At 67.6% G+C, this 22355-nt stretch carries 20 protein-coding genes; 14 read left to right on the forward strand and 6 right to left on the reverse strand.

What is annotated here, in order from left to right; all coding sequences use genetic code 11:
• The first annotated feature begins 40 nt into the window (after positions 1 to 40).
• Both VKQ35_RS08860 and uvrC read left to right on the forward strand, forming a co-directional pair.
• Complete coding sequence (locus VKQ35_RS08860; protein ID WP_324360654.1) at positions 41 to 1375, forward strand: amidohydrolase; 1335 nt, start codon at positions 41 to 43, stop codon at positions 1373 to 1375.
• Between the two features lie 53 nt (positions 1376 to 1428).
• Positions 1429 to 3330 carry an excinuclease ABC subunit UvrC gene (uvrC, locus tag VKQ35_RS08865; RefSeq protein ID WP_324360656.1) on the forward strand — a complete coding sequence of 634 codons (1902 nt, stop codon included), beginning with the start codon at positions 1429 to 1431 and terminating at the stop codon, positions 3328 to 3330.
• Between the two features lie 508 nt (positions 3331 to 3838).
• On the opposite strand, the gene VKQ35_RS08870 is transcribed toward uvrC, so the two are convergent.
• The 3 genes from VKQ35_RS08870 to VKQ35_RS08880 all read right to left on the reverse strand — a co-directional run bounded on the left by VKQ35_RS08870 (position 3839) and on the right by VKQ35_RS08880 (position 5902).
• Positions 3839 to 4687: a hypothetical protein gene (locus VKQ35_RS08870; RefSeq protein ID WP_324360659.1), complete on the reverse strand. Its 849-nt coding sequence runs from the start codon at positions 4685 to 4687 to the stop codon at positions 3839 to 3841.
• Between the two features lie 378 nt (positions 4688 to 5065).
• Positions 5066 to 5296, reverse strand: coding sequence for a hypothetical protein (locus VKQ35_RS08875; protein ID WP_324360661.1), 231 nt, complete (start codon positions 5294 to 5296; stop codon positions 5066 to 5068).
• Between the two features lie 24 nt (positions 5297 to 5320).
• On the reverse strand, positions 5321 to 5902 hold the full coding sequence (locus tag VKQ35_RS08880) for a hypothetical protein (protein ID WP_324360663.1): 582 nt from the start codon (positions 5900 to 5902) through the stop codon (positions 5321 to 5323).
• Between the two features lie 397 nt (positions 5903 to 6299).
• On the opposite strand from VKQ35_RS08880, the gene VKQ35_RS08885 reads away from it, so the two are divergent.
• The 8 genes from VKQ35_RS08885 (at position 6300) to VKQ35_RS08920 (ending at position 13445) form a co-directional block, all read left to right on the forward strand.
• Positions 6300 to 7184: a hypothetical protein gene (locus tag VKQ35_RS08885; protein WP_324360665.1), complete on the forward strand. Its 885-nt coding sequence runs from the start codon at positions 6300 to 6302 to the stop codon at positions 7182 to 7184.
• Positions 7185 to 7355: 171 nt separating this feature from the next.
• Positions 7356 to 7610, forward strand: coding sequence for a type II toxin-antitoxin system HicA family toxin (locus VKQ35_RS08890; RefSeq protein ID WP_324360667.1), 255 nt, complete (start codon positions 7356 to 7358; stop codon positions 7608 to 7610).
• Positions 7607 to 7963: a type II toxin-antitoxin system HicB family antitoxin gene (locus VKQ35_RS08895; protein ID WP_324360669.1), complete on the forward strand. Its 357-nt coding sequence runs from the start codon at positions 7607 to 7609 to the stop codon at positions 7961 to 7963. The genes VKQ35_RS08890 and VKQ35_RS08895 overlap by 4 nt, the downstream gene beginning before the upstream one ends.
• A gap of 222 nt (positions 7964 to 8185) precedes the next feature.
• Entirely contained in the window at positions 8186 to 8983 is a 798-nt protein-coding gene (locus VKQ35_RS08900; RefSeq protein ID WP_324360671.1) for a hypothetical protein, read from the forward strand.
• Positions 8984 to 9067: 84 nt separating this feature from the next.
• A complete protein-coding gene (locus VKQ35_RS08905; protein WP_324360673.1) occupies positions 9068 to 10357 on the forward strand; it encodes a cytochrome P450 in 1290 nt (429 codons plus the stop codon).
• Positions 10358 to 10364: 7 nt separating this feature from the next.
• The gene (locus VKQ35_RS08910) at positions 10365 to 10943 is read left to right on the forward strand and encodes a TetR family transcriptional regulator (RefSeq protein ID WP_324360675.1); all 579 of its coding nucleotides are present in this window, start codon (positions 10365 to 10367) and stop codon (positions 10941 to 10943) included.
• Positions 10940 to 11377 carry a globin gene (locus tag VKQ35_RS08915; RefSeq protein WP_324360678.1) on the forward strand — a complete coding sequence of 146 codons (438 nt, stop codon included), beginning with the start codon at positions 10940 to 10942 and terminating at the stop codon, positions 11375 to 11377. Before VKQ35_RS08910 ends, VKQ35_RS08915 begins: the two co-directional genes overlap by 4 nt.
• A gap of 40 nt (positions 11378 to 11417) precedes the next feature.
• The gene (locus VKQ35_RS08920; protein ID WP_324360681.1) at positions 11418 to 13445 is read left to right on the forward strand and encodes a redoxin family protein; all 2028 of its coding nucleotides are present in this window, start codon (positions 11418 to 11420) and stop codon (positions 13443 to 13445) included.
• Between the two features lie 3 nt (positions 13446 to 13448).
• Here the strand turns inward: VKQ35_RS08920 and VKQ35_RS08925 are convergent, their stop codons facing one another.
• The gene (locus VKQ35_RS08925; protein WP_324360683.1) at positions 13449 to 14546 is read right to left on the reverse strand and encodes a hypothetical protein; all 1098 of its coding nucleotides are present in this window, start codon (positions 14544 to 14546) and stop codon (positions 13449 to 13451) included.
• A gap of 139 nt (positions 14547 to 14685) precedes the next feature.
• Between VKQ35_RS08925 and VKQ35_RS08930 the strand changes: the two genes are divergently transcribed.
• Complete coding sequence (locus VKQ35_RS08930; protein ID WP_324360685.1) at positions 14686 to 15792, forward strand: AI-2E family transporter; 1107 nt, start codon at positions 14686 to 14688, stop codon at positions 15790 to 15792.
• A 129-nt stretch (positions 15793 to 15921) separates the two neighbouring features.
• The gene (locus VKQ35_RS08935; protein WP_324360687.1) at positions 15922 to 16992 is read left to right on the forward strand and encodes a hypothetical protein; all 1071 of its coding nucleotides are present in this window, start codon (positions 15922 to 15924) and stop codon (positions 16990 to 16992) included.
• A 204-nt stretch (positions 16993 to 17196) separates the two neighbouring features.
• Here the strand turns inward: VKQ35_RS08935 and VKQ35_RS08940 are convergent, their stop codons facing one another.
• Both VKQ35_RS08940 and VKQ35_RS08945 read right to left on the reverse strand, forming a co-directional pair.
• Positions 17197 to 18807: an amidohydrolase family protein gene (locus VKQ35_RS08940; RefSeq protein WP_324360689.1), complete on the reverse strand. Its 1611-nt coding sequence runs from the start codon at positions 18805 to 18807 to the stop codon at positions 17197 to 17199.
• A 249-nt stretch (positions 18808 to 19056) separates the two neighbouring features.
• A complete protein-coding gene (locus VKQ35_RS08945; RefSeq protein WP_324360690.1) occupies positions 19057 to 20130 on the reverse strand; it encodes a hypothetical protein in 1074 nt (357 codons plus the stop codon).
• Between the two features lie 123 nt (positions 20131 to 20253).
• Here VKQ35_RS08945 and VKQ35_RS08950 point away from each other — a divergent pair, with 123 nt between their 5' ends.
• Entirely contained in the window at positions 20254 to 21051 is a 798-nt protein-coding gene (locus tag VKQ35_RS08950; protein ID WP_324360691.1) for a type II CAAX prenyl endopeptidase Rce1 family protein, read from the forward strand.
• A gap of 75 nt (positions 21052 to 21126) precedes the next feature.
• The coding region (locus VKQ35_RS08955) for a Gfo/Idh/MocA family oxidoreductase (protein ID WP_324360692.1) at positions 21127 to 22355 on the forward strand (1229 nt) is incomplete at its 3' end.

A 22355-nucleotide genomic window follows, 5' to 3' on the forward strand; every position in this document is an offset into this window, starting at 1 on the left:
CTCCGGCGCACAGAATCCAGGTGAGCCGGGGCGTCGTCACATGAACCAGATTTTCCGATCCGTCCTGCTGGCGGGCGCGGCCGCTGTGCTGGCGAGTTCCGTCCAGGCGGCGGCCCCGGCTAAGCCCGCCGAGGTGGTCAAGCAAAAGGCCCAGATCGATGCGGGCCTGGACAAGGCCTACCCGCACCTTGAAGCCCTCTACAGGGACATCCATCAGCATCCGGAACTGGCCTTCCAGGAGACCGCGACCGCGGCCAAGCTCGCCAAGGAGATGCGCGATCTTGGCTTCGAGGTGACCGAGCACGTCGGCAAGACCGGCATCGTTGCGATCTACAAGAACGGCCCCGGGCCGACGGTCATGGTGCGCACCGAGCTCGATGCGCTGCCGATGGAAGAGAAGACCGGGCTGCCGTTCGCCAGCCACGCCACCCAGATGTGGCAGGGCAAGCCCACGCCGGTGGACCACAGCTGCGGCCACGACATCCACATGGCCGCCTGGCTGGGCGCGGCGCAGCAGCTGGTGGCCATGAGATCGCAGTGGCATGGCACCCTGATGTTCATCGGCCAGCCGGCGGAGGAGGCGATCGGGGGCGCCAAGGCGATGATCGCCGACGGCCTGTTCACCCGCTGGCCCAAGCCGGATCTCGGCTTCGCCCAGCACGTGGGGCCGGGGCCGGCGGGCGGGGTCTCCTATCGGGCGGGCGTCTGGTCGTCCAACGCCGACGGCTTCGAGATCACCTTCTTTGGCCGCGGCGCCCATGGTTCGCGGCCGCAGCTTTCCATCGACCCGGTGATGGAGGCCGCGCGGTTCACGGTCGACCTGCAGAGCGTGGTCAGCCGCGAGAAGGACCCCGCCGTGTTCGGGGTGGCGGGCGTGGGCGCGATCCAGGCGGGCAGCGCCGGCAACATCATCCCCGACCAGGCGGTGGTGCGCGGCACCATCCGCAGCTACGACCCCGACACCCGCAAGATCCTGAAGTCCGGCGTCGACCGCACCGCCAAGGCGGTGGCCGAGATGGCCAAGGCGCCGGCCCCCAAGGTGGACATGGACCAGGGCGCCGACGCCGTGGTCAACGACGCGGCGATCACCGCCCGCATCGCGCCGCTGTTCAAGGCGGCGTTCGGCGAGCAGGCGGTCGAAGCGGCGGGCCCGGGCTCGGCCAGCGAGGACTATTCGGAGTTCGTCATCGCCGGCGTCCCCTCGCTCTACTGGGGGCTGGGCGGCTACGAGGCCAAGACGCTCGCCGACTACAAGGCCAAGGGCGAGGTCCCGCCCGGCAACCACACCCCGCAGTTCGCCCCGGCGCCGGAGCCCTCGATCCGCACCGGGGTCGAGGCCATGACGCTGGCGGTGCTGGGGGTGCTGGGGAAGTAGGGCGGCAGGTCGCCGCCGCTGCGGTGTGAGCAGGACTCGCCTATATTCGCCCCATGCCCGACGACATCGTCACCGCCGCTTCAGACCAGAAGGGCGCGCCCCTCAAGGGCGCGGCGCTGATCAAGGACGAGGTGACGCGCCTGCCGGACCGGCCGGGCGTCTACCGGATGATGGGCGACGAGGGCGAGGTGCTCTACGTCGGCAAGGCCAGGAGCCTGAAGAAGCGGGTCATCCAGTACGCGCAAGGGCGCTTCCACACCCAGCGAATTGCGCTGATGGTCGACCTGACGCGGTCGATGGAGTTCGTCACCACCCGCACCGAGACCGACGCCCTGCTGCTCGAGATCAACCTGATCAAGCAGCTGAAGCCCCGCTTCAACGTCCTGCTGCGCGACGACAAGTCGTTCCCCGAGATCGTCATCCGCCGCGAGCACGCCGCCGCCCAGCTGCGCAAGCACCGGGGCGCCCACAGCATCAAGGGCGACTACTTTGGCCCCTTCGCCAGCGCCGGCGCCGTCAACCGCACGCTCAACACCCTGCAGAAGGCCTTCCTGCTGCGGTCGTGCTCGGACAGCGTCTACGAGAGCCGCACGCGGCCCTGCATGCTGCACCAGATCCGCCGCTGCTCGGCGCCCTGCACCGGCCTGATCAGCCTCGAGGACTACAACGGCCTGGTGGACGAGGCCGGCGACTTCCTGCGCGGCAAGTCGCGCGCGGTGATGGGCAAGATCGCCGCTGAGATGCAGGCCGCCTCCGACGAGATGGAGTTCGAGCGCGCCGCGCGCCTGCGCGACCGCATCCGCGCGCTCGCCTCCATCGCCCAGGAGCAGCAGATCAACCCGGAGACCGTCGACGAGGCCGACGTCTTCGCCCTGCACGCCGAGGGCGGCCAGGCCTGCGTGCAGGTGTTCTTCTTCCGCGCCGGCCAGAATTGGGGGAACCGCGCCTACTTCCCCCGCGTCGACCGCAGCGACGAGGACGCCGAGGTCATGGAAGCCTTCATCGGCCAGTTCTACGACGACAAGCCGATCCCCAGGCTGATCCTGACCAACATCGAGCCGGCCGAGCGCGAGCTGCTGGCCGAGGCCTTCGCCTTCAAGGGCGGCCGCAAGGTGGAGATCTCGACCCCCAAGCGCGGCGAAAAGCGCCAGCTCGTCGAGCACGCCGTCACCAACGCCCGCGAGGCGCTGGGCCGCAAGATGGCCGAAAGCTCGGCCCAGACGAAGCTCCTGGCCGGCGTCGCCGACGCCTTCGGCCTCGACGCGCCGCCGGAGCGGATCGAGGTCTACGACAACTCCCACATCATGGGGACGAACGCGGTGGGCGGCATGATCGTCGCCGGCCCCGACGGCTTCCAGAAGAGCCAGTACCGCAAGTTCAACATCAAGGGGACCGACCTCACGCCGGGCGACGACTTCGGGATGATGAAGGAGGTCCTGCGCCGCCGGTTCGGCCGCCTGGTGAAGGAAGAGGAGGAGGCGCAGCTGGGCGAGGCCGCCGCGCCGGTGCGCCCCGACCTCGTCCTGATCGACGGCGGCCAGGGCCAGATCGCCGCGGTGATGGAGGTGATGGCGGACCTGGGCGTCGACGACATCGCCGTCGTCGGCGTGGCGAAAGGGCCCGACCGCGACGCCGGGCTGGAGCGGTTCTTCATCCCCGGCAAACCCTACTTCATGCTCGAGCCCAAGAGCCCGGTTTTGTATTACCTGCAGCGCCTGCGGGACGAGGCGCACCGCTTCGCCATCGGCACCCACCGCACCAAGCGCAGCAACGAGATGCTGAAGAACCCGCTGGACGAGATCGAAGGCGTGGGGCCCGGGCGCAAACGGGCGCTATTGGCGGCGTTCGGGTCAGCGCGGGGGGTGGCGCGGGCGGGGGTGGAGGACCTGCTGAAGGTGGAGGGGGTTAGCGCGCCGCTGGCGGAGCGGATCTATGGGTTTTTCAGGAAGGGGTAGGGGGATTGTCGGCCGCTTTGCGCCAGTTGCGGAATCTGACCTTTGGGTTCAACCCGGACGTTGAGAGGTGTGGAGGGAGGGGAATCGAACCCCTCCCTGCGGCGCCTCGGCAAACTCGATCACGGAGCGGCCCGCTCTTCCTGTCGACGTGGGGTGCTGCACCCAACCAGGCTCCACGCAACCGCGAGCAACACCTTTGTCCTTAGCTTAGCTTTGACGTGTAGATTCATGTCGATCTCCGCTTTCATCTTGGGTTTCGCCAACATGAAGCCGGTAAGGACAGCACCCCCCGCCACAAGACCAATCGGGCATCCGAGAGCGAGCATTACAGCCGAACTCGTAAGGGTAACCTAGGCGATACGGTCAGCCGTTCAAGCGGCAGAATGGTATGCGCCCCGAGCGGAGATCAAGCCCGTGCTTGAAATCGAACATTCCGAAATCAGGCCGACAAGTGGCCGTATGGCGTCCCCGACGGGTGGGGAGGTGCCCATGACAAGCGGCTTGGCCGCTATTTCACCTTCGGCGCGGGCGGTCCCATGTAAGGGGGTGCCGGGAATGCGACGTATTTCTCGCCGACAACGAGCAGGTATTCATCAGGCGGAACGCCAGGGTACTCTTCCGGTCGTCGTTTTCCCCACGACGAATACAACTTCACCTTAGTCAGAGTCTGCATCAAGACATCGTTTTCAGGATGTTCTATCCCCTCTGGCGGAACAATAGTGAGGCCGGTTCCTACATAGGGGGCGTGATATATTTTTCCCATCACACCAGCCTTATCCAAGGGCCATTCTATTTGTGCTCTAAACAATGAACATTCGGAGCACCCTTCCGAACTCGCTAGGTTCACAACCTTCACCTTGCCCTTGAGCGAAGCCAGGGCCTCATACATCTGCTTGGTTAGGTGTCGCCCCAAGCTCGCCTCGCGCAATTCACCAACGCGATTTTCGTCGGCAAGTAGCGCACCATGCATGGTCCGTTCCTTGTTCGACGCTTCGTCGATTTGTTGACTGACCGTCCCGACCCTTGTGCCAAGAGCAGCGGCGTCTCGTGCTGCTTGTTGCGCGATCTTGTTGTCAGCGGCTTCGGCGCGCGAGAGCTCTGCGATCTTGGAATTGGCCGCGCGCTCTAGCGCCGCCTCAGCTTGGCTCGCTTGGCGCTCGAAGACGAATTCACCGCCGCAGCCGAGCACAATCATGATGGTGGCCAAGAACAGCACCCATCGCTGTAGGCGTGTCATCTCCTTGCTGAAGAACAGGAGATCGAAGAACTCTAAGGTCACCCCCGCGGCGACAACGGCGGTCGAGATTTGAATCCAAAGATTTGCGGTCGCCAGCGCGGTCGCAGGATCAACAGTCATGGGCCGATCTAATCCTCAACCACTACCGTAAGTCGAGGTGTGCCGCTGGCGGCGGTCAGCGATAAGGGTAGGCATCGCCTTCGGCCACATCGCTTCTGCCGCCAGCCCTCTTCATCCTGGCGGCAAATCCTCGCCCGCCAAGGAGCAGACCTCCCCAACGTCGCCCTTGAGTCAGAACCGCCTTCCCAGCCTTAACTCCATGGCGGCCAGTTTGCCTTGGGCCCTCGGCTTCTCAAGGACGCGCCGGAGGCGCGCCGCACCGCGGCCGGCCAGGGGCCGGTCCTTGACAAGCCGAGGGCCCAAGGCTCGCATCATCCATGGGATTTAAGGCGGGGTGTGCCCCCTTTTTGGGGGATGAGGTGACCTAGATCGCGGCGCCTACCCGTAACACCAATAGAGGTGCCAAAGGATTTCCGCGATGATGATGAGAGCCGCCGCCGGGACGAGCTCCTTCAGCCAGGTCTTGAGGATTTCCCGTAGCGCCTTCTTGAGCGCCGCCTTGGCCAGGACATCCGTCGCGAGCTTTCCCAGCAGGCTGATAATGCTCCAGGCCGCGCTCAGGCCCAGCGCTTCCGAAATCGCAGCGAGAAGACAGTCCAATAGTGACATCGAGATTGCCCCTCCCGAAAGCGCCTAAGGATCCTTGCCGGGGTCCTGCGGAGCGTCGCCCGGATGATGGGTGACCATCGGATGCATGATCCAGCCGCCCCAAAAGCCCGTGGTCACCCAGAACCTGGACTTCTCCCAGACGTCCGGTTTGCCGGTTCGCCAAGGGTCCAGGTAGTAACCTGTACCGCTGCAGGACTCTACGTAGACAAAATGATGGTATACCCAGGACGTGAACTTATGCCTGGCTTCAACCTTGGTGATTTTCCAGCATTTCCACTTTCGGCTGCGCAGCGGAGCCCAGCTTACTTGGGCCCAATCCGCGCAGTTTCCGACTGGATGCTTTCCATCACCTTTGTCGACGTAGCCTTTGTCGTTGCCGCATTGGTAACCGCTCGTGCGAGCTTTGTTCACCGCATCGTTGTAGAGGCGGATGATTTCCCTGAACTCAGCCAGTTCCTCTTCATTGGTGCAGGGGCACTGAGCCCAGGCGGCCGAGGGCAGCAAGGCGACGGCGGAGAGGCCCCGCAGCAATCGACGGCGATTGGGGGCGCCCACCAACGCCGATGACGCGCCGTCTCGCCCGCGATGCAGCACATTCTGCTCCATCGAAGTCCCCATCATCTTCTGGTGAAGCTTGTAGCTGATTTGGAGCGTTTAATCGACCCCTGGTCGGTGAACGTAGAAACTTCAATCGTCGCGGGCGTCACCTCCGCCTGGTTTCCGCCTTCCCAGCTTTAATCCATGGCGGCCAGTTTGCCCTGGGGCCTCGGCGGGTCAAGGACGCGCCGGAGGCGCGCCGCGGGGCGGCCGGGCTTCGCCCGGTCCTTGACGCACCGAGTCCCCAGGGCTCGCATCATCCATGGGATTTAAGGCGGGGTGTGTCCCCTTCGTGATTGGAGACAGCTAACGGTTGTGGCGGAATGAGTCGGCGGTCGCCGTGTCCCGCGAGTTGGATTAAGATAACGGCGTTTCGAACCGGCGCCGTTCGCGCAGAAGGGCGAAGATGAGTGAAGTTGCGACGAAGCAGCCCGCGCCGGTCTATCTACAGATCGCGCGCCACGCCATCCGCGGCCCGTTCACTGCTTCGACGCGCAGAGCTCAGCTTCAATGCCTCGCTGCCTGTTCGCTGTTTCTCGTCGCCTATCTCAACCTGATCACAATCAAGGAAATCGAGATTGGCGGCGTCAAAATAGTCACAAGTCTAAGGGTGGTCGCTGGGCTTTCGGTTGTCTATGCCGCCTATCAGCTCATCCGGTTCCTCTTTGAGGCGACGCTTGAATATCGTCTGTTCAAGCTGGAGTTTGAGCCCCTCAAAGATATGGCGAGAGTTGCTATTGAGATGGAGCGAGCCGAATTGGTGGCGAAATTTGACGCCCTCCAAGTTGGTCTGGCTGATTTTGTTGCAAAGATTCAAGCCAACAGCGCCTTCGTGAAGGAACGAGACGACCAGGTTGATAAGATCAGAGCTGAACATCGCCCTCGCATCGAGTCACTGAGGATCAGGTCGGAAGAATTGAGGCGGGTCGTTGATCAACCTGAAGACGGTGCACCCGCCGAAACGTTTCAAGCCAATATGAGGGCATATGGAGACGCCCTCTCAGATTGGAATAGTGCTGAGGAAGAGCTTGCCGAAGCCTTGAAACCCATTCGGCATGAGCCGTTTCCTCATCCGGACATGAGTGAGGGGAGTGATCTTCTCCACCGTAGCTTCTGGCGGCCCTCAATGCCGGATACCGAAAGAATCTCCGCCGCAATCCAATCGTCCCATCAGCGCGGTTTGGTCGTCGCATGGCTGGATATTGTGCTGCCGTCCGGTCTCTTTGTGGTCTGCCTTGGCTTCCTTTTTTGGGGGACGGTGATTCCGTATTTGCGGGGTTTGGCGAGCTAGGTTGAGTGGGTTCGCCACAGGGGAACGAGAGGACAGGCGTTCGCGTCCCGGAGGTTTCCCAAGGGTTCCCGAAAACGCCTGGGTCCCCGCTTTCGCGGGGATTTGGGCGGGGTTCAGAAATGCTATCGAATAGTGCTTGCAACCAAACAGCTGCAAGCACATATTGCTAGCGTGAACAGCAGGCAGACCCGGACGCTGAAGGCGGTGTTCACGGACCCGGTGTCGGGGACGATCGCCTGGGCCGACATCGAGAGCCTGTTGAAGGCGGTCGGGTGCGAGGTGGTCGAGGGGAACGGATCGCGGGTGCGGTTCGTGTTCCAGGGCGTGATCGCCAGCTTCCATCGTCCGCATCCGGAGAAGGAGGCCAAGCGCTACCAGGTCCGGGATGCGCGCACGTTCCTCATCACCATAGGAGTTCGGCCGTGAAGGGTTTGATCTATAAGGGCTATGTCGCCGCCGTCGAGTTCGATGCCGAGGATGCGGTGTTCGTCGGGCGGCTGGTGGGCGTCAAGGACGTGGTGGGGTTCCACGGGGAGAGCGTGAAGGAACTCCAGGCCGCGTTCCACGAGGCGGTCGACGACTACATCGCGACCTGCGCCAAGGTCGGAAAGGCGCCCGAGAAGTCCTATTCCGGTCAGATCATGGTGCGCGTCGATCCCCGGGTTCATGCGAGCGCGGCGAGGGCTGCGGAAATGAGCGGCAAGAGCCTTAATCGGTGGACGGAAGAGGTCTTGGCTGAAGCCGCCGAGCGTGAGTCCGGCAAGGCTGTGGCGTTCTAGGGCGGGGTTGGCCCTCTCCTTTATCCTCTCCCTCTCCCTCTCCCTCTCGCTGCGCGAGGGAGAGGATATGTTCTTGTTTTGTTCTTGACGCGGCAATCGGGTTCCGGCATACTGCGGCTCGGCTGGTGAACTGCGCCTGGGGCGCAGCACTCCACCGCCGCACCCCTTCAACCTGACCGGCCCGGCGTTGGCGCGCGGGCTTGAGCTTTGCGGGCTATTCTCATGGATTGTGACGAGGCTTCGGCCGCCCCGGTGCGGGGCTATGTGCGGTTCTCCGCGACGGTGGCGCGGGAGGTGTGCCGGCGGGTGGCGGCGGGGGAGAGCCAGAACGCGATCTGCGCCGAGCCGGCGATGCCGTCGCGCACGGCGCTGCGGCGCTGGGCGCGGGAGTCTGCGGGGTTCGCGCGGATCTTCGCCCGGGCCAAGGCGATGGCCATGCGCAAGCCGGTGAGCGGGCGCGGCTACTGCCCGGCCACGGCCGAGGAGATCGTGGCGCGGGTCTCCGAAGGCGAGATGCTGACCTCGATCACCACCGACCCGGTGATGCCCTCGCTGCGCACCGTCATGCGCTGGCGGGCCGACCATCCGGAGTTCGCCGAGGACCTGCGCCTGGCGCGCGAGGCGCTGGCCGAGCGGTTCAGCGACATGGGCTGGAAGATGGCCATGGAGGCGACGCCGGAGACCGCGTTCCTGACCCAGGTGCGGCTGAAGCAGCTGCGCTGGACCGCCGCGGTGCTGGGGCCGCGGACGCATGGGCGGCTGAAGGCCACTGAGCCGCCGAAGGCGCAGGAGCGGGACGAATACCTGTTCAGCCACTTCAAGATCGAGGTGCATCCGGAGAACGGCCAGCACCGGGTGGTGACCTATGCGCCCGACCCCGACACCAACCTGCCGATCCGCATCCGGGAGGGGCCGTGGACCGAGCCGGTCGATCCGCTGAAGAAGGCCGCCGACCTCGACGCCCTGATCCAGTCGCGGCGCGCGGCGCTGAACCGGCTGGCCGACGGGTCGGACGACTAGGGCCCGGCTTAAGTCAACAGCCATTGACATATCGGCGGCATGCGCTCAGCGTCCTGGCAAAAGACGCTATCCGGGAGCGAAGCCATGAACATCGCCGTGAAGCCTGAAGCCGCCGCGGACGCGGCCGCCGCCGAGATCTACGCCACGCCGCTGGCGGAGCTGAACCCGGCCATGGCCAAGCGCTTCCAGGACGACACCATCTGGCCGGTGTTCGCCAGGCTGCGGGCCGAGGACCCGGTGCACTTCACGCCCGACAGCGAGTTCGGCCCCTATTGGTCGATCACCCGCTGGAACGACATCATGACGGTGGACACCGACCATGAGGGCTTTTCCTCCGCCGACGGCATCGCGCTCGCCAACCTGGAGGCGATCAAGGAGCAGGAGCGGGTGATGGGCCAGCGGCGCCGCGGCGCGGGCTTCATCACCATGGACGAGCCGGAGCACGCGGCGCACCGCAAGGCGGTCAGCCCGACGGTGGCGCCCTCCAACATCGCCAACATGGCGCCGGTGGTGCGCGAGCGCGCCGGCCAGATCCTCGACGGCCTGCCGATCGGGGTGGAGTTCGACTGGGTCGACAAGGTGTCGAAGGAGCTGACGGCGATGACGCTGGCGACGCTGTTCGACTTCCCGTTCGAGGACCGCCGCAAGCTGACCTTCTGGTCGGACATGGTCACCAACCTGCCGGGCCACGGACCGGTGGAGAGCTGGGAGCAGCGGGGGGCCGCGCTGTTCGACTGCTTCGGCACCTTCAACGCGCTGTGGAACGCGCGGGTGAACGCCCCGCCCAGCATCGACCTGATCTCCATGCTGGCGCACAACGAGGCGACCCGGAACATGTCGCCGGAGGAGTACAACGGCACGGTGATCCTGCTGATCGTCGGCGGCAACGACACGACGCGGAACACCATCTCGGGCAGCGTCTACAACCTGAACAAATTTCCGGAGCAGTACGACAAGCTGCGCGCCGACCCCTCGCTGATCTCGTCGATGGTGTCGGAGACCATCCGCTACCAGACGCCGCTGTCGCACATGCGCCGCCAGGCGACCCGCGACATCGAGATCGGCGGCAAGACCATCAGGAAGGGCGACAGCGTCGTCATGTGGTACATCTCGGGCAACCGGGACGAGACCGTCGTGGACCGGCCCAACGACTACATCATCGACCGCGAACGGCCGCGCCAGCACCTGTCGTTCGGCTTCGGCGTGCACCGCTGCGTCGGCAACCGGGTCGCCGAGATGCAGCTGACCCTGATCTGGGAAGAGATCCTCAAGCGGTTCCCGCGCATCGACGTGGTGGGCGAGCCGACGCGGACCCACTCGCCCTTCGTGCACGGCTTCGAGACCCTGCCGGTGATCATCCCGGCGCGGGCCTGATCGCCGCGTGAACGACGTCGCGATCCTTCGGGCGCCGCCGCGCCGCCGCGACGCGGAGGCCACGCGCGCCGCGATCCTGGCGGCGGCCAAGGCGCAGTTCAGCGTCTCCGGCTACGATAGCACGGCGCTGCGCGACATCGCCGCCGAGGCCGGCTGCGACGTGGCCCTGATCAAGCGCTATTTCGGCGGCAAGGCGGGGCTGTTCACGCAGGCGCTGCGCGCCTCGCTGCATCCCGAGCGCCTGCAGGCCTGGAACCGCGCGACCTTCCCACGCGACGTCGCCGCCATGATGGCCGGCAGCCCGCATGCGCCCGAGGCGCAGACGCAGAGCTTCCAGTTCCTGCTGCGCGCGGCGACCTCGCCGACCACGGCGCCGCTGCTGAACGTGGCGGTGCAGGAGCGCTTCCTGGCGCCGATCGCCGAGTGGCTGGGCGGCGAGGACGCCGGGCCGCGCGCCCGGGTGCTGGCCGCGGTGTTCATCGGCTTCCTGGTCGAGCGCCTGATCCGCGACGAGCCGCTGACCGGCCGCGAGCGCGAGGTGTTCGTGGACCGGGCGCAGGCGGCGCTGGAAGCGGTGCTGAGATGAACAATCTCGCGCCCACCCGCCCGGCCGACGCCGCGGCCATCGAGGCCAGCCTGGCGCTGGCGGCCGAGCGCGGCGGCGACCTGGCGCCGGCGGTCTACGCGCGGCTGTTCGCGCGGCAGCCGGAGATGCTGGCGCTGTTCTGGCGCGACGCGAACGGCGGCATCAAGGGCGAGATGCTGGCCAAGGTGTTCGAGGCGATCCTCGATTTCATCGGCCCGCGCAGCTACGCCCACAACCTGATCGAGACCGAGGTGATCACCCACGAGGGCTATGACGTGCCGCGCGCGGTGTTCGCCACCTTCTTCGGCGTCGTCGCCGAGGTGGTGGCCGAGACCTGCGGCGGCGACTGGACGCCGGCCATGGCCGGGGCCTGGAAACGCCTGCTGGCCGACCTCGACCACTTCGTGGCGCAGCGCGGGCGGGTCATGGCCTGAGGCGGCTTAGAACATAGGGATTTGGAGAGGGGCTCGAAGGATGTCTGCAAGGCTTGGCCTGTTCGGCGCGGCGGTCGGCGCGCTTCTCGTCTACGGCTGCACCACGGCGCCGTCGGCCAACAGCGCGCTGCGAAGCGCCCAGGGCGCCTCGGCGAGCGAGGCCGTGGCCTCGCCGTCGCGGGTCGACAACTTCCTGTTGGCGGACGCGGACCTGCGGGCCTGGGAGCTCCACCGGATGAGCGACCAGAAGGCCGTGGTGCTGGTGACCCAGTCGAACGGCGACGCGGTGATCCGCAGCGAAGCCCCGGCCCTGAAGGCGCTGAAGGCCGCCTACGCCGCCAAGGGCGTCCAGTTCCTGATGCTGAACTCCAACCTCAAGGACAGCCGCGAGGCGATCCAGGCCGAGGCCGCCAAGGCCGGCTACGACACGCCGGTGCTGATGGACAGCTATCAGCTGGTCGGCGAGAGCCTGGGCGTCACCCGGTCGGCTGAGGTGATCGTGATCGATCCCAGGACCTGGAAGGTCGCCTGGCGCGGGGCGCTGGCGGACGGCGGAGCTGGCAAGGCGCTGGACGCGTTGACCGCCGGCCAGGCCGTGCCGGTCGCCGCCGCGGCGCCGGGCAAGGGGGCGGCGATCGCCTTCCCGGCCCGCGCGGCCAAGGCCGAGATCACCTATGTGAAGGATGTGGCGCCGATCCTGGAGGCCCGCTGCGTGGCCTGCCACGAGGAAGGCGGCATCGGCCCCTTCGCCATGACCAACTACGCCACGGTGAAGGGCTTTGCGCCGATGATCCGCGAGGTGATCCGCACCCACCGCATGCCGCCCTATGACGCCGATCCGCACGTGGGCAAGTTCTCCGACGACCGCGGGCTGTCGGCGCAGGAGGTGAAGACCGTCGTCCACTGGATCGAGGCGGGCGCGCCGCGCGGCGAGGGCAAGGACCCCCTGGGCGCCAAGCATCTGGTCGCCGCCGAATGGCCGCTCGGCAAGCCGGACGTGGTCATCGACATTCCCGCCTACACCATCCCCGCTTCCGGCGTGGTCGACTACCAGCACCCCTGGGTCGCCAACCCGGGCACCGAGGGCAAGTGGCTGCGGGCCGCCACCATCAAGGTCGAGGCGCGCGCCGGCGTGCACCATGTGCTGACCGGCCTGATGACCGAGATTCCCAAGCCCGGGCAGCCGGCGTTCGAGAACCAGTGGGGCGCGTCGGTGGGGACCTATGCCGTGGGCTTCGAGAGCGAGGTCGCGCCGAAGAACGCCGGGACCTGGATTCCGGCCGGCGGCGCCATCGGCTTCCAGAACCACTACACGCCGTTCGGCAAGGAGACGACCGACCACACCAAGCTGGCGTTCTACTATTACAAGGACAACGAGAAGCCCGGCCTGGTGATGCACACCATGGACCTCACCAACAACGCCATCGAGATCCCGCCCAACGATTCACACCACGTCGAGGTCGCCTACATGGCGTTCCCGCACGACGCGCTGCTCTACGCGGCCTTCGTGCACGCCCACTACCGCGGGACGGCGTCGGACCTGTCGATCCGCTATCCGGACGGCAGGGAGAAGCTGCTGCTCTCGCTGCCGCGCTACCAGTTCGGCTGGCAGCGCTACTACACCTTCGCCGAGCCGGTCGCGGTGCCGGCGGGATCGAAACTGATCGCCCACTACGTCTACGACAACTCCAAGACCAATCCGGCCAATCCCGACCCGAACAAGACGATCATCTGGGGCCCGCAGTCCTGGGAGGAGATGTTCTTCACCCGCCTGCGCTACCGCTGGATGGACGAAACCTCGACCCATCTGGTCAAGTACGACAAGGAGCTGCGGGACGGGGCGCTGCTGGGCAACCTCGACGCCAACATGGACGGCAAGATCGAAAAGGCCGAGCTCAAGGGCCTGGTGGGCAAGATGCTGCTGCCGCGCTGGGACCAGCTCGACACCAACCATGACGGCGTGCTGGACAAGGACGAGATCGCCGCCGCGTCCAAGCTGTTCGGCGGCCATCGGCAGGAAGCCGAGGCGCCGGCGCCCTCAGCGACGCCGGTCGCTGGAGGCCGATAGGCGCTAGTCCTTGCCGCCGGTCGGGGTCTTGGCGGCGCTCGCGTGCTCCTTCTCGGCGTTGCGGGCGCCGGCCAGGATGCCGGGGAGCGCGTAGTTGCCCTCGTTGCAGGCGTATTCGTAGATCACGCCGCGCAGGGGCGAGAACTCGTACTCGCCGCCCCAGGGCTTATCCCAGCTCGACGGCGAGTCGATGGTGAAGGCATAGCGCAGCCGGTCCTTGGCCACCCGCGTGAAGCGCTCGGTGATGGTCAGGTCCTTCCAGGCGCCCTGGAAGGCCTGTTTCTGCGGGATGTTGGTGGTCTCGACCACCAGGGTGTCGCCCTCCCAGTGGCCGATGGAATCGCCGAACCAGGGCCGCACGTCGTCGGCGCGGTGGCGGGCGTTCAGGTGCACGATGCGGGTGTCGTGGACCATCTCCACCTGGATCGCCACCGTGTCGGGCGTCTGCACGATGTTGTAGTCGTTGTTGTAGAAGCCGTTGGGCAGCATGGGCGGTCCGACGTTGCCGCCGAACATGATGCAGCGCTCGCTGAGCGGCCGGTTCTCCGGATTGTCGTAGGAGCCCAGCGGATCGCGGCTGCCTTCGCCGCCGCCCGAGTAGTAGCCGGCGGCCATGGTCGCGGCGGTCTTGCGCTTGGGGATGTGGCCGTCCCTGGTGGTGATCAGCGAGGTGCGCGGCTGGCCGCCGACCCGCATCACCGTATGCCCAGGGTCCAGCCAGCCCCTGTTGTAGCCGCCGACGTCGCCGCCGGCCGCCAGGAACGAGGGCTTCAGCTCCAGGCCGTTGGGGGCGTTGACCGGGGCGTTGGGATCGGTGCGCTTGTTGCCGACGTCGACCTGGTGCGCCTCGTCGGCCTCCAGGGCGTTGGCCTCGGCGGGCGTATAGGCCAGCCGGTCGCCAAGCTTCGAGTCGCGCACCATCGGCGTCAGCGTCGCGTTGGACCAATAGCCGCCGATGTCGGGCTGGCCCGACGCGGTGCGCGGGGCCTTGTAGGCGTCGGCGGCGTGCGCGCCCAGCGGCGCAAAAACGAGCGCCGCGCCGGCGGCCAGCGCCAGGCGGCGCCCATGCATCGAATACGAGGGGATCGTGTTGCGGGTCATGGTGCGTTGCTCCCGAATCTCGCGAGGCGTCTTGCGGCCCCGCCTTTCCCGCATTGTGCGCCATCGGACGCGTTTCGAAACCGCCTTTGATCCTCAAATCGCTCAAATCGCTGTAGTGCGGTGGTGACGGAGGATGCGCATGGCGGGCAAGGCGACAGCTGCAAGGTCCGGCGACCCGGTGGTGGCGCACCTGAAGGCGCTGCGCGTGGCGATGTTCGTCATCGCGGTGATCCTGGTGGGCTTCACGCTCTGGGTGCTGCGCCGCATCCTCGAACCCTTCGTGCTGTCGCTGTTCCTGCTGATCATGATCGATGGCCTGGCGCGCGCCATCGACCGGCGGATTCCGGCCTATCCCAGGGCCGCGGCGATGCCGACCGCCATCGTCTCGATCCTGGCGGTCTTCGGTCTGACGCTGTGGCTGACCATCGACAACGCCACCGCGTTCGCCGCCCAGGCGCCGGTCTACACCCAGCGCATCAACGCGCTCCTGGTCAGCGGCGCCGGCACGCTGGGGCTGGCGGTGACGCCGACCGTCACCGACCTGATCCGCGAGATCAATCCGGCCCGCTACGCCGGCGTGGTCGCGGGCCATCTCAGCCACTTCGCCGAGGCGGCGGTGTTCATGTTCATCTATCTGGGCTTCCTCCTGGCCTCGCGCCGGGGCTTCGCGGCCAAGGCGCAGGGCTTCTTCCCCGACGCCGCCGAGCGCCAGGAGGCGGGCAAGGTCTTCGAGCGCGTGCGCCACGGGGTCGAGAGCTACGTCTGGGTGCAGACGGTGGTCGGACTGATCATCACCGCGCTGTCGGCGGCGCTGATGCTGGCGACGGGCCTCAGCCACGTGGGCTTCTGGTGCGCGATCATTTTCCTGTCGAACTACATCCCGGCCATTGGCGCGGCGATCGGGGTGCTGTTCCCGGCGGTGTTCGGCCTGGTGGAGTTCACCGCGCTCTGGCCGGCGCTGATCCTGATCGGCGGGCTGGAGGCGATCCATTTCGGGGTCAGCCACGTGGTCCAGCCGCGCCTGCAGAGCCGCAGCCTCAACCTCGACCCCATCGTGGTGCTGCTGGCGCTCGCCTTCTGGGGCGCGGTCTGGGGCGTGGTGGGCGCCTTCCTGTCGACGCCGCTCGCGGTGGTCGCCATGGCGATCATGGCCGAGTTCAAGAGCACCCGGCCGCTGGCGGTCCTGCTGTCCCGCGACGGCAAGCCCTACGCCGACCTGGAAGCGGAATCCCGGCCTGGGAAATAGGGCTGGGACCTAAGGCCGCACGGCGGGGCTTTCATATTCCGTTCACCTTGGCGCGGCGTAATAGTCGTCGGGCTGGTGAGAGACGGGCGCCGGCAAGAGATGTGCCTGTTGCGCCCGGGATGGCCTGCGATGCTGAACGTCGACCTTTCCACACTCAGGGGCCAGGAGCTCCGCCAGCTGCTCGACACGACGCGGCGGCGCGGCGACGCGGCGGTGACCTACGAGATCCTGCAGGAGATGGCCGTGCGGCGCGAACGCGGCGAGCCGGAGCAGCGCCGCGGCCTGTTCGGACCCAAGCGTTCGGCCGAGCCGCGGGTGATCGAGCTTAATCTCGGCGATCCGCTCGACCCCAAGGACCCGCAATTGGAAGAGGCTGACATGGCGCCTCCGCACGTCGAAGACTGGGAGCTGGAGGCGGCGGAACAGGACGACGACGCCACCTATCTGCATCCGCCGCCCCCAGGTCTTAATGGCTCGCCCGAGTTCGACGACCGGCCGCCGCCGCCCAAGCCGCGACGCCGCGCGCTCTGGCTGAGCACCGGCCTGGCCATGGGCCTGGTCGCGGGCCTGGCGCTGGGCGGCTGGGCCGAGTCGGTGTCGCAGCAGGCGCACGCGCCCCTGACCGTCGCCGCCGCCACGCCGCCGCCGGCCCAGGCGCCCGCCGCCGCGGCGCCCGCCGGGGATCCGATCGCGGTGGAGACGGAGACCGCGCCGGCGACGGCCGCGGCTTCCGTGCCCGGCGCCGTCACGCCGATTCCGGCCCCGCCGCCGTCGATGGCCTCGGCGCCCATCCCGGCCGCCGTCCCCGCCGTCAAGACCGCGCCGGAAACGGCCGCACCGGCTCCGGTGGAGGTCGCCGAGGAAACCGCGCCCGATACCGGCAAGGCCGCCGTCAAGGAGGCCGCCGCCAAGGAGGCCGCCATTGGGCCTGTGGGCGCCAAGGCCTGCGCCGGCCAGCCCACCCCGGCCGACCGGATCATCTGCGAGACGCCGCGCCTGCAGCGCCTGCAGAAGGACCTGCGCCAGGCCTACGCCGACGCGCTGGACGCCCATCAGGACCGCGACCTGCTGCGCGAGCACCAGCTCGCCTGGCGCGAGGCGCGCAACACCGTGACCGAGCCGCAGCGCCTGGCCCAGCTCTACGAGGAGCGCATCCGCAAGCTCAACGCCGCGGCGGCGGAGGCGCGGGCGGCGCGGTAGGCGACCGCGCTTGCCGTGTCCTCCTCCCCTTGTGGGAGGAGGTGTCGGGCGGACGCCTGACGGAGGTGGGGTCGCGCTCCCCCCTCCGCGCGATACGAAGCTTCGGGCGGAGCTGAGAGTTCTGAGAAACCCCACCTCCGACCTGCTCCGCAGGCCACCTCCTCCCACAGGGGGAGGAGGACGCTTAGAGGATGCCGGTTCGGCTTACTTCGCAGCGCCGCCCGTGCCCTGATTCTTCTGCGCCGCGACCATGGCGGCGACATCGGCGAGCAGGGCCTTGGCGTCGTAGACGATGCCGTCCTTGATGGTGAAGCGCACGCCGCCGATCATCGCCGCCTTGCCGGTCTTCTCGTCCAGCTTCAGCCGGCCGGTGCCGTAGAGCACCTTGAAATTGGCCAGCGGATTTTCCGGCACGATCACCAGGTCGGCGAGCTTGCCCACCGTCACCTCGCCCATCGGCGGCGTCTCGCCTTTCGGGTCGTAGAGGGTCATGGCGCCGTTCAGCGTCGCCGAGCGGACCACCTCCAGCGGGGTCAGACCCGCCTCCTGCAGGAGCTCCAGCTCCTGGATGTAGCCGAAGCCGTAGAGGTTGTAGATGAAGCCGCTGTCGGAGCCCGTGGTCACCCGCCCGCCGATCGACTGGTAGTCGTGGATGAGCTGCATGTAGCGCTGGTAGAACCGCTTCCAGGTCACCTCGCGCTCGGTGGTCCAGTCGAAGAAGAACGAGCCGTGATGCTCGTGGCTCGGCTGGTAGAAGGCCCAGAGCGAGGGGAGCGTGTAGATCGGGTGCCAATCGGCGTTGCGGGCCCGCATCAGGTCGCGGCCGGCGGAGTAGATGGTGAAGGTCGGGTCGAAGTCGACGTGGTTGGCCTTTTGCTCCTTCAGATAGTCCCACCACTCCTTGGAGCCGGGCTCATAGGTCTGGTCCCAGATGGCGGCGGCCTCGCCGAACCGGTCCTCCTCGTTGGCGTAGTTGTAGTCGGTGGGGAACGACTGGATCTGGTGGCCTTTGAGGATCGACTCGAAGTGGCCGTAGTAGTGGGTGACGGTGCCCAGGCCCAGGCGTCCGGCCTGGAGCGCGTTCATCCGCGCGACGCCCGGCTGGCTCAGGTGCGCGACGCTGCCCAGGTGCTGCTTCTTGGCCTCGTCCAGCATGGCGGCCATCACCTCGGGCGGGTCGAAGTTGAAGAACTTCACGCCGTCGATGTTGTTCTTGGCCGCCCAGCGCACCCAGGCGCGGCCCTGCTCCGGCGTGTTGCACGGCCCGCCGGTCCAGCTGGAGCAGGGGGTCGTGTAGTTGAAGATGCGCGGCGCGACGATCTCGTTCCGGGCGCTGCGGGCCTTCTCGTTTGCGACCAGCGCGTTGTTGTCGAACACCAGCGGCACGGAGCGCACCGTGGTCACGCCATGCGCCATCCAGAGCTTGTAGACATAGGTCAGGTCCGGGGCCTTGTCGGGCGTGCCGCCGTGGGTGTGCATGTCGATGAAGCCCGGCAGCACGTACTGGCCGGTGGCGTCGATCACATGGTCGGCAGGTGGCAGGCCCTTGGCCGCATCGCCGACGTGGCCGGGCCGCGCCGCCTCACGGATCTCGGCGATGATGTTGTCGTGGATGACGATGTCCACCGGCCCGTTCGGCGGGGCGCCGGTGCCGTCGATCAGGGTCGCGCCGTGGATGATCAGGGTGTGGAACGGCCCCAGGCCTTCGCCGGGCTTGCGCGGCGGGGCGGGGTTCACGCCGGCGGCCATCGCGGCGCCGCCCATCGCCAGCGCGATCGCGGCCGCCAGGCCAGCCGCCCACACTCTAGTCTTCATACGCCCGCCCCCAAACAGCCTGCCGGCCATCAAGTCGGCTGCGCGCGCAAATTGCAACGACGCCAATCGAACGCGCCTCCTCCCCTTGTGGGAGGAGGTGGCCTGCGAAGCAGGTCGGAGGTGGGGTCTCTCAGAACCTTCAGCTTGAGCGAAGCATGGTTTCGCGCGGAGGGCGGAGCGTGACCCCACCTCCGTCAGGCGTCCGCCTGACACCTCCTCCCACAAGGGGAGGAGGGGCGCGCGACGCCCCTACCGCTCGCCCTCTTCCTTCACCTGGCCGCGGGAGCCTTCCATCTCCTTGCCCTGCTTCTCGGCGTTGCGGGCGCCGGCGAGGATGCCGGGGAGCGCGTAGTTCCCTTCGTGGCAGGCGTATTCGTAGATCTTGTCCTTGGTCAGGTTCCAGGCGACCTCGCCCTCCACCGGCTGGACGAAGGTGGCCGGGTCCTCGACCCGGAACTGATAGAGGATCTGGGCCGGCGAGATGCGTGTGAAGCGCTCGGTCACGTGCATGTTGGCGCTGGCGCCGCGGAAGGTCTGGTCGGGCCGGAAATTGACGGTGTCGACCACCAGGGTCTCGCCCTCCCAGCGGGCCACGGAATCCCCCATCCACTTCCTGACATTGGCCGGATCGTGCGTCCCGCCGACCCGCAAGAAGCGGGTGTCGTGGACCATCTCGACCTCGACGGCCACCAGGTCCTTCCCGGGCACGATGGCGTAGTGGTTGTTGTAGAGCACCGGCAGCATCGGCGGGCCGGAGCTGGAGCCGAAGGCCACCAGGCAGCGCTCGGCCAGCGGGCGCCGTTCGGGCCCGTCGAAGTTGCCGCTCTGGCTCTGCTGGGCCCTGATCGAGGCCAGCGCGGCGGGCGTCAGAGTCATGCGCCCGTTGGCCGGCGAGACGATGATCGACGCGCGGGGCTGGCCGGCGACCCGCATGATCTTGGTGCCCGGATCGACCCAGAAATTGTTGTAGCCGCAGGCGACGCCACTGAAGCCCTGCACGCCGCAGTCCACGTCGTCGACCTTCAGCTTCTGGTCGGTGGGGAGCGCCGCCTTGGCGTTGGACTTGGCGGTGACGCCCTCGGCGGCGTTGGCCTCGGCCTCGGTCAGCACCAGCCGCTCGCCCAGCTTCGGGTCGCGCTCCAGCCGGGTGATGGTGGCCGGCGACCAGACGCCCGCCAGGTCCGGATGGCCCCAGGCGTCGCGCGGCGCCTTGTAGCCCTTGGCCACGGCGGCGGGATCGGTGAGGGCCTGGGCCGGCGGAGCGGCGGCGAGCGCGGTGAGCGCCGCTGAGGCCAGCGCAAGTGTGAGGGCGCGAAGTCCCATGGTCGTCTCCCGTGCGCCCGACTGGCGCGGGCCTGACCCCATCGAGCGCGCTCGAATGGCGTTCCGCAACCGGGAAAGTCGGGCTAGCGTCGCGGGATGAGGGTTTCCTGGGGAGAATTCGGCGTGCTCTACGCCGCCGCGCTGGCCGGCGCGGCGTGCCTGACGCCCTATGTGCTGCGGTTGATCAAGAGCTCGAACCGGCCCCTGAAGGTCTCGCCGGCGGTCGCGGCGGCGGCGGGGTTCGCGCAGAACGCGGTGCTGTTCGCGCTGGTGGTCTTCGTGGGCCTTTTGGCGGCGCATGCTGTGGGCCTGGGCGCGCCCTATGTGGCCGCGCTGAGCGGCGGCGCGGCGCCGGCGAGGCCCTTCGCTTCGGCGATGACGATGGGCGCGGCGAGGGGCGCGGCGGCGGGCCTGTTCCTGACCGGCGCCGACCTCGTCCTGCTCCCCCGGATGCCGAAGCTGCTGGAGCTGGCGCGGCGCTCGACGCTGCTGGAGAACTTCAGCGCCTCGTTCTACGGCGGGATCAACGAGGAGCTGCTGACGCGCCTCCTGGGCGTCTCGGGCGTCGTCTGGCTGATCGGGCTCGCGAGCCATTCGAAGCCCGCGCCGGCCCCAACGCCGGAATGGGCGGTCTGGACGGCCATCGTGGTGATGGCGGTGCTGTTCGGGCTGGGCCACCTGCCGGCGACCAAGGCGGTGGCGGGCAAGATCACCGGCCTGATCCTGTTGCGCGCGCTGGCGCTCAACGGACCGGTCGCGATCCTCTGCGGGTGGCTGTTCTGGCGCTATGGGATCGAGGCGGCGATCGCCGCGCACTTCACCGCCGACATCGTCTACCACGTGGGCGGCACGGCCCTGCTGCAGGCCAACGACCGGCGGCGGTTCATGAGCTGGTTTCCGCCGCCGGCCTCGGTCCACTGAGGCGTGACCTTGCCAATCTCGGCGAACGATAGGCCATATGCCGGCCCAACAAGATCAAGCGGGAAGGGGCGCGTGGTGGCCATTTTTGACGGGTTCGGGGAACGCATCGACGGCCGGGCAGGCGTCTCGCGGCGCAGGTTCTTAGGCACGGCCGCCGGACTTGGTGCGACTCTGGGCGCCGCGGCCTTCGCAGGGTCCGCCTTCGCGGCGCGCAGGATCGCGCCGAGCGACAAGGTCAATATCGCGGTGATCGGCTGCGGCGGGCAGGGGGCTTCGAACATGTCGAAGCTGACCGGCCAGAACATCGTGGCCACCGCCGACGCCGACTACGACCACGTGCTGGCCGCGCTCACCGACTCGAAGACCGGCAAGATCAACAAGCCGGAGCTGAAGGCGGCCTACGACAAGGCCGAGCGCTTCACCGACTACCGCAAGATGCTGGACAGCCGCAAAGACATCGACGCGGTGCTGATCGCCACCCCCGACCACCATCACGCCCCGGCCGCCAGGCGGGCCATGGAGCGCGGCTACCACGTCTTCGTGCAGAAGCCGCTCACCTACACCATCGAGGAGAGCCGCAAGCTGGCCGAGCTCGCCAAGGCCAACCCGAGCCTGGTCACCCAGATGGGCAACCAGGGCCACTCCGGCGACGATGGCCGCCGCGTGATCGAGCTGATCCGCGGCGGCGCGATCGGCAAGGTCAGTGAAGTCCACGTCTGGACCAACCGGCCGGTCTGGCCGCAGGGGGTGCCGCGGCCCGCCGCCGTGCCGGCGCCGGCCAGCCTGGACTGGCAGGTGTGGCTCGGCCCCGCCGACATCGACTGGGGCTACAACCCCGACTACGCCCACTTCAACTGGCGCGGCTGGACGCCCTTCGGCTCCGGCGCGCTCGGCGACATGGGCGCCCACCTGGTCGACTTCCCGTTCTGGGCGCTGGATCCGGGCCTGCCCACCAAGGTCGAGACGCGCCACTCCCGCTGGGCCGGCAACAAGAGCCTGTGGGACACCAAGCGCCCGCCGGAGATCACCAGCTATCCGCTGGCCGGCATCAGCCGCTACGAGTTCGGGAACGGCAAGAACGCCTGGATCAAGCCCGGCGCCCCGCTGCGGATGACCTGGTACGACGGTGGCCTCTTGCCGCCCACGCCGCCCGGCTTCCCCGACACCATGAGCATGAGCGGCGACGGCGGGGTGCTGTTCATCGGCGAGCACGGCATGCTGATGCACGAGACCTATGGCGAAAAGCCGGTGCTGATCGGCGAGGGGACGGACGCGCGCGCCAAGAAGATCCCGGTCTCGCTGCC

This window comes from Phenylobacterium sp. (assembly GCF_035309685.1).
Taxonomy (GTDB): Bacteria; Pseudomonadota; Alphaproteobacteria; order Caulobacterales; family Caulobacteraceae; genus Phenylobacterium.

Coding starts and splice junctions, on each gene's coding strand:
- VKQ35_RS08860 (WP_324360654.1), top strand. CDS start 41: ATGAACCAGATTTTCCGATCCGTCCTGCTGGCGGGCGCGGCCGCTGTG.
- uvrC (WP_324360656.1), top strand. CDS start 1,429: ATGCCCGACGACATCGTCACCGCCGCTTCAGACCAGAAGGGCGCGCCC.
- VKQ35_RS08870 (WP_324360659.1), bottom strand. CDS start 4,687: ATGACTGTTGATCCTGCGACCGCGCTGGCGACCGCAAATCTTTGGATT.
- VKQ35_RS08875 (WP_324360661.1), bottom strand. CDS start 5,296: ATGTCACTATTGGACTGTCTTCTCGCTGCGATTTCGGAAGCGCTGGGC.
- VKQ35_RS08880 (WP_324360663.1), bottom strand. CDS start 5,902: ATGGAGCAGAATGTGCTGCATCGCGGGCGAGACGGCGCGTCATCGGCG.
- VKQ35_RS08885 (WP_324360665.1), top strand. CDS start 6,300: ATGAGTGAAGTTGCGACGAAGCAGCCCGCGCCGGTCTATCTACAGATC.
- VKQ35_RS08900 (WP_324360671.1), top strand. CDS start 8,186: ATGGATTGTGACGAGGCTTCGGCCGCCCCGGTGCGGGGCTATGTGCGG.
- VKQ35_RS08905 (WP_324360673.1), top strand. CDS start 9,068: ATGAACATCGCCGTGAAGCCTGAAGCCGCCGCGGACGCGGCCGCCGCC.
- VKQ35_RS08915 (WP_324360678.1), top strand. CDS start 10,940: ATGAACAATCTCGCGCCCACCCGCCCGGCCGACGCCGCGGCCATCGAG.
- VKQ35_RS08920 (WP_324360681.1), top strand. CDS start 11,418: ATGTCTGCAAGGCTTGGCCTGTTCGGCGCGGCGGTCGGCGCGCTTCTC.
- VKQ35_RS08925 (WP_324360683.1), bottom strand. CDS start 14,546: ATGACCCGCAACACGATCCCCTCGTATTCGATGCATGGGCGCCGCCTG.
- VKQ35_RS08930 (WP_324360685.1), top strand. CDS start 14,686: ATGGCGGGCAAGGCGACAGCTGCAAGGTCCGGCGACCCGGTGGTGGCG.
- VKQ35_RS08935 (WP_324360687.1), top strand. CDS start 15,922: ATGCTGAACGTCGACCTTTCCACACTCAGGGGCCAGGAGCTCCGCCAG.
- VKQ35_RS08940 (WP_324360689.1), bottom strand. CDS start 18,807: ATGAAGACTAGAGTGTGGGCGGCTGGCCTGGCGGCCGCGATCGCGCTG.
- VKQ35_RS08945 (WP_324360690.1), bottom strand. CDS start 20,130: ATGGGACTTCGCGCCCTCACACTTGCGCTGGCCTCAGCGGCGCTCACC.